Annotated in this window: 1 protein-coding gene; it reads right to left on the bottom strand. The window is 46.4% G+C overall.

The window, feature by feature from the left end:
* On the bottom strand, positions 1–7,129 hold a 7,129-nt coding region (locus ACUB3H_RS06405), incomplete at both ends, for an isopeptide-forming domain-containing fimbrial protein (protein ID WP_459130042.1).

Raw genomic sequence — 7,129 nt, 5'->3', positions numbered from 1 at the left:
CGTTCTCCTTGAGTATCTCCGATCCAGGACTTGGAACCTGAAATCGTCGTGTACTCTGGATTCTTTGGAGTTGTGTTCTTCGTGTTCGTGATGTTGTAGCCAGAGTAGCTAGCTGTGTAGCCTGCTGGAACAACTTCTTCCATGCGATAGCTATACGTCTTACCATCTGTACCCTTGGTGAGGATATGTTTGAAGGTGTACGTCCAGCCATTTGCCTTCGTTACTGTTTGCTCTTCTACAACTGCTCCTGTTTCAGCATTTACAAGTCTTACGACAATGCTTGCCGGACGATCTTGTTCGCTGTCACCTACCCAACTCTTCGTTCCCGTAAAGTCAGTGTATTGTGATTCAACTGGTGGCGGTGTAACAGGATCCTTGGTGTTAATGATCGAGAAGCCTGTTGAGCTTGGTTCATACGTTACAGTGTAGCCTGCAGGAACTGCTTCGCTAACTGTGTACGTAATGTTTCCGTTTGCATTCTTTGTAGGCAAGTTCTTAAATACGTGCTTCCAGCTGTTAGCATCGCTTAGCGTTACTTCGTCGACCTTCGCGCCGTTAGCAAGAAGTGTTACGACGATACCGTCATGCGTTGCTGTTCCATCCGACCAGTACTTAACGACTTCAAGGTCTTTTACGATTTTTTCGTTCGTTGCTGTAATCGTAACTGGCTTACTTGAAACTGTTACATCCGGAACATTGAAGTCATAACGTGTTGTTACCTTTTGATATCCGTCTGGTGCTTGAACTTCTTCGAAGTAGTAGCTTCCCTTCAGGAGGTTACCAATGGAGATCAATCCGTTAGCGTCCGTAGTAAAGGTTCCGAGGAGCACATAATCCGTGTTCGTTGCGGTTGGCTCAGTTGTTGTCACTGGTTGGTTACCAACGAGTTCAACGAGTTTTGCATTGAGTGGAGCGAGCGTTGCCTCGAGAGTTGCTTTTTGTTCATTGAGTGTTACTAAAGAAGCTTCAAGTGTTACGACTTGTGCCTCGATGCCAGCTTTTTGAGTCTTCAGATCAGCTGCTGGATCATTCGTAGGTTCACCTGAAACAGGTTCTGTACTTGTAGATCCTTGTGCTTGAATCTGAGCCTCTAAGTCTTGAATCATGAGTTTTGCTTGATCAATCGTCGTTGTCGTCGATTGAATTTGAGCATTCACTTCATCGAGAGCTGTTTGCGTCTTAGTAATTTCTGCCTTCAAGGTATCGATTTGTGCTGCTGTATCAACTGTTGGCTCTGTCGATTGAGGTTGTACTGCGAGGCCACCCTTTGGTCCGTACAGTGCGAATTTCGCACCCGCTAAGACTTCTCTTGAGTTTTTGTCGAGTTTCTGTAGGACAACGCCGAAGCGATCGAGCGGATAGTTTGCAAAGGCAAATCCATCTTTCGCATTACCACCAGCGATGACGCCAAAGCCAGTGACTGGTGTTTCCTTCACTGTGTAAACGATTTCTTTTCCATTAGCATCGAGTAGTTCGAGGCCAGTGAATTTGTCTGAACCGTCACCAGTGATAGTTAGTGTCTTACCTGTTGCTACTCCATTTGCATAGAGTTCAAAGGTTGCTGTATGGTTTCCAGCCGCATCACCTTCTGGGAGGTTAACCCATGACTTATTGACGACTACTTCTGTCTTCGTATAAGTGTTCGTGACGCGGATGACGTTACAGCAGTCAGGTGAGATACAAGAAGCATCATACGTTGCCTTGTAGTCTTGTGGGACATTCAATTCCTTAACAGTGTAAATGTACTCATTTCCATTCGCATCTGTCTTCGGTAGGTTCGTCCACATGTGACGTGTGTTTCCATCTGTCAAGGTAACTGGGTTCGATTGTCCATCTGTAAATTCAACCGGTACGTCGTCACGTAAGAGCTGTAGTTCTACATCTGGTCTTGGTGTAGGTCCACCAACCCAAGTCTTATCTACAGTGACTGTCGTTACGACAGGTGAGACATAGACTTTGTTAGAGCTTGAAGATTCGCCGTTAAAGTTAAGTGTTGCTTGGTTTGGAACAGTGCCTGTGACGTACTTGGAGAGATCTGCATCCTTCTTGATGTTTGCGTTGATCTCAACAGTAATCTTCTTACCAGCATAAGCCGTAAAGTTCTCTGTGATAGCGAGTGTAACAAGGTTGTTTTCTACCGTTACCTGGTTCGTTAAGGTATCATCCTTTGTTCCATCTACTGTCACTGTGACACGACTCGTATCTGTCTCTAGGACGCTTTCGAGCTGGTCAGTAATGGTTAGGTTGGTGTAGCCAGAAACATTACTTGGAACTTGTACGTTTACGTAGTAGGTGTACTTTTCGTCTTTTGCATCAAGCTTAATGGAGTCTGACTTAACGCCATCAGCCTTAGCAACTTCCTTCGTAATGGAAGGTTTATTTCCATCCGGAGGAGTTACAGGTACAGTGTTCGAGTCGTAGGATTGGTCTGGACCATCACCTACTTTGAGGTTTGCCGTGTTCGGGATCGATCCATCAGGATACGTTCCGTTCTTGTATGATTCAAGTTCTTGAGCAGTTACGCCGTCCTTGATTCTAGCTTCGATAGCAAGTTCGATTGTCTTTCCGTTGTAGTTAACTAAGGATTCGACTGGAATATTGAGTGTTGCAATGTTCTTAACTACTGTGCCATCATCTGTTACTTGAACGAGATCCGTCAGGTTCTGATTTTGTTGGTTGTTTACTGAGACTGAGACATTTGTAATGGTCAAGATGTCTTCGAGGTTATCTGTCAAGATATACATCTTGAAGTTCGTCGTATCTGCTGGTACCAACGTCTTCACATGGTAAGTGAAGATTTGATCGATAGCAGTGAGTTTTAGACTATCTTTTCCATTGACATCCTTCTTCGGTGTTGGATCTCCTCCTGGAGGAGTAACCTTTGCCGTATCTTCGATGTCTGTTGTCGAGTCATTCGAGTAGGAGAGTTTTACCGTGTTCGGTAGTGCTCCTGCTACGAGGTAATCTGCTAAGGTCTTCGTCTTATCGATGGTTGCTGGAACAGTCACTTTAATCACTGTACCTGCATACTTACTTGCTTCTGCTGCACCGATGATCGTTAGGCTTACGGTTTGTCCGGAAACTTGGAGCTTCGATGTTGCTTCTTGTGTAAGTGCCGTATCCTCCGCTCCTGCTCTCTTCACGCTGACACCCATCGTATCAATCGTTCCGAGTTTAAAGATCGGTAGGAACGTATCGGTTAAGACGATCTTTGTAATATCTCTCGTGGTCTCTGGGACTGTGATGTCCATGGTGTACGTTAGGTTCTCTTCAAGGCCTTGGATTGTGATTTCATCACTTCCGTTGACCTTCTTATCCACGGATGGTTTTTCCGGTGGCGGTAGAACCTTAACTTCTGCATCCGTATTAGGTCCATCATTGAAGCTTAAGCTTGCCTTGTTCGGGATGTATCCCTGGTTCAAGTATGGCTTCAACTGTTCGGCTGTTGCTGTATCACTGACCTTCGCCTTGATCTCGAGTTCGACCTTCTTACCTGCTAAGGTATCGAAGCCCTTCGTGATCGTGTAACGGATCGCTGTGTTTTCTAACGTTCCGTAGATGCTTGGGTCTGTGACTTCTACTCCATCGACTAGGACTTTCACGCTCGTTGCTTCTAAGATCGGTTCGAGAATATCTTCGATCACGATCTTTTGGTATCCCGTCGTGTTCGTTGGGATGTTACTTGTTACGAGGTAGGTGTGTTCTTCCTTGAGTTCTGTGAGGTTGTACTCACTTCCTCCATTGACGGTCTTATTGATGTCTGGTCGATCTCCTGGTGGAGGTGTGACTGGAACATCATTCGTCTTGAAGGTGTCGTCTGGGTTGTCACCTACAGTGAGTGTTGCGATGTTTGGAATACTTCCGTCTGGGTTGTCTACTGGATCGACATAAGCTTGAAGCTCAGAGGCTGTGACACCTTCTTTGATTCTTGCTTCGATAGAGAGCTCGATGTTCTTGCCTTTATAGCTTTCGAGTGTTTCCTTCGGAATGTCTAATGTGACAACGCTGGTTGCGGTTTCTTTGACGAGGCTTTGGAGTGTGGCATCGGCTACGCCGTTTACCTTCACTACTACCTTATTGACTGTGAGGATGTCTTCGAGGTCATCGACGAGTACATACTTTGTAAACTTCGTGATGTCTGCAGGTACTGTCGCATTGACATGGTACGTGTAGAGTTGTTCGAGACTTCCTAACTTCAAGCTTGCTTCGCCATTGACATCCTTCTTCGGTGTTGGGTCTCCTCCTGGAGGAATGACCGTTGCCGTATCATCGATGTCTGTTGTCGAGTCATTCGAGTAGGAGAGTTTTACCGTATTCGGTAGTGCTCCTGCTACGAGGTAATCTGCTAAGGTCTTCGTCTTATCGATGGTTGCTGGAACAGTCACTTTAATCACTGTACCTGCATACTTACTTGCTTCTGCTGCACCGATGATCGTTAGGCTTACGGTTTGTCCGGAAACTTGGAGCTTCGATGTTGCTTCTTGTGTAAGTGCCGTATCCTCCGCTCCTGCTCTCTTCACGATGACACCCATCGTATCAATCGTTCCGAGTTTAAAGATCGGTAGGAACGTATCGGTTAAGACGATCTTTGTAATATCTCTCGTGGTCTCTGGGACTGTGATGTCCATGGTGTACGTTAGGTTCTCTTCAAGGCCTTGGATTGTGATTTCATCACTTCCGTTGACCTTCTTATCCACGGATGGTTTTTCCGGTGGCGGTAGAACCTTAACTTCTGCATCCGTATTAGGTCCATCATTGAAGCTTAAGCTTGCCTTGTTCGGGATGTATCCCTGGTTCAAGTATGGCTTCAACTGTTCGGCTGTTGCTGTATCACTGACCTTCGCCTTGATCTCGAGTTCGACCTTCTTACCTGCTAAGGTATCGAAGCCCTTCGTGATCGTGTAACGGATCGCTGTGTTTTCTAACGTTCCGTAGATGCTTGGGTCTGTGACTTCTACTCCATCGACAAGGACTTTCACGCTCGTTGCTTCTAAGATCGGTTCGAGAATATCTTCGATCACGATCTTTTGGTATCCCGTCGTGTTCGTTGGGATGTTACTTGTTACGAGGTAGGTGTGTTCTTCCTTGAGTTCTGTGAGGTTGTACTCACTTCCTCCATTGACAGTCTTATTGATGTCTGGTCGATCTCCTGGTGGAGGTGTGACTGGAACATCATTCGTCTTGAAGGTGTCGTCTGGGTTGTCACCTACAGTGAGTGTTGCGATGTTTGGAATACTTCCGTCTGGGTTGTCTACTGGATCGACATAAGCTTGAAGCTCAGAGGCTGTGACACCTTCTTTGATTCTTGCTTCGATAGAGAGCTCGATGTTCTTGCCTTTATAGCTTTCGAGTGTTTCCTTCGGAATGTCTAATGTGACAACGCTGGTTGCGGTTTCTTTGACGAGGCTTTGGAGTGTGGCATCGGCTACGCCGTTTACCTTCACTACTACCTTATTGACTGTGAGGATGTCTTCGAGGTCATCGACGAGTACATACTTTGTAAACTTCGTGATGTCTGCAGGTACTGTCGCATTGACATGGTACGTGTAGAGCTGTTCGAGACTTCCTAACTTCAAGCTTGCTTCGCCATTGACATCCTTCTTCGGTGTCGGGTCTCCTCCTGGAGGAGTAACCTTTGCCGTGTCTTCGATGTCTGTTGTCGAGTCATTCGAGTAGGAGAGTTTTACCGTATTCGGTAGTGCTCCTGCTACGAGGTAATCTGCTAAGGTCTTCGTCTTATCGATGGTTGCTGGAACAGTCACTTTAATCACTGTACCTGCATACTTACTTGCTTCTGCTGCACCGATGATCGTTAGGCTTACGGTTTGTCCGGAAACTTGGAGCTTCGATGTTGCTTCTTGTGTAAGTGCCGTATCCTCCGCTCCTGCTCTCTTCACGATGACACCCATCGTATCAATCGTTCCGAGTTTAAAGATCGGTAGGAACGTATCGGTTAAGACGATCTTTGTAATATCTCTCGTGGTCTCTGGGACTGTGATGTCCATTGTGTACGTTAGGTTCTCTTCAAGGCCTTGGATTGTGATTTCATCACTTCCGTTGACCGTCTTATCCACGGATGGTTTTTCCGGTGGCGGTAGAACCTTAACTTCTGCATCCGTATTAGGTCCATCATTGAAGCTTAAGCTTGCCTTGTTCGGGATGTATCCCTGGTTCAAGTATGGCTTCAACTGTTCGGCTGTTGCTGTATCACTGACCTTCGCCTTGATCTCGAGTTCTACCTTCTTACCTGCTAAGGTATCGAAGCCCTTCGTGATCGTGTAACGGATCGCTGTGTTTTCTAACGTTCCGTAGATGCTTGGGTCTGTGACTTCTACTCCATCGACTAGGACTTTCACGCTCGTTGCTTCTAAGATCGGTTCGAGAATATCTTCGATCACGATCTTTTGGTATCCCGTCGTGTTCGTTGGGATGTTACTTGTTACGAGGTAGGTGTGTTCTTCCTTGAGTTCTGTGAGGTTGTACTCACTTCCTCCATTGACAGTCTTATTGATGTCTGGTCGATCTCCTGGTGGAGGTGTGACTGGAACATCATTCGTCTTGAAGGTGTCGTCTGGGTTGTCACCTACAGTGAGTGTTGCGATGTTTGGAATACTTCCGTCTGGGTTGTCTACTGGATCGACATAAGCTTGAAGCTCAGAGGCTGTGACACCTTCTTTGATTCTTGCTTCGATAGAGAGCTCGATGTTCTTGCCTTTATAGCTTTCGAGTGTTTCCTTCGGAATGTCTAATGTGACAACGCTGGTTGCGGTTTCTTTGACGAGGCTTTGGAGTGTGGCATCGGCTACGCCGTTTACCTTCACTACTACCTTATTGACTGTGAGGATGTCTTCGAGGTCATCGACGAGTACATACTTTGTAAACTTCGTGATGTCTGCAGGTACTGTCGCATTGACATGGTACGTGTAGAGCTGTTCGAGACTTCCTAACTTCAAGCTTGCTTCGCCATTGACATCTTTCTTCGGTGTTGGGTCTTCTCCTGGAGGAGTGACCGTTGCCTTGTCTTTGATGTCCTTCGTTGGGTCTGGGTTATACGATAGGGTTGCCGTGTTCGGGAGCTTTCCGTCTACTAAGAACGATGCGAGATCTTTCGTCTGATCGATCGTAGCCG

Source organism: Guggenheimella bovis (assembly GCF_054492335.1).
This window is presented reverse-complemented; position numbering and strand designations above follow the sequence as displayed.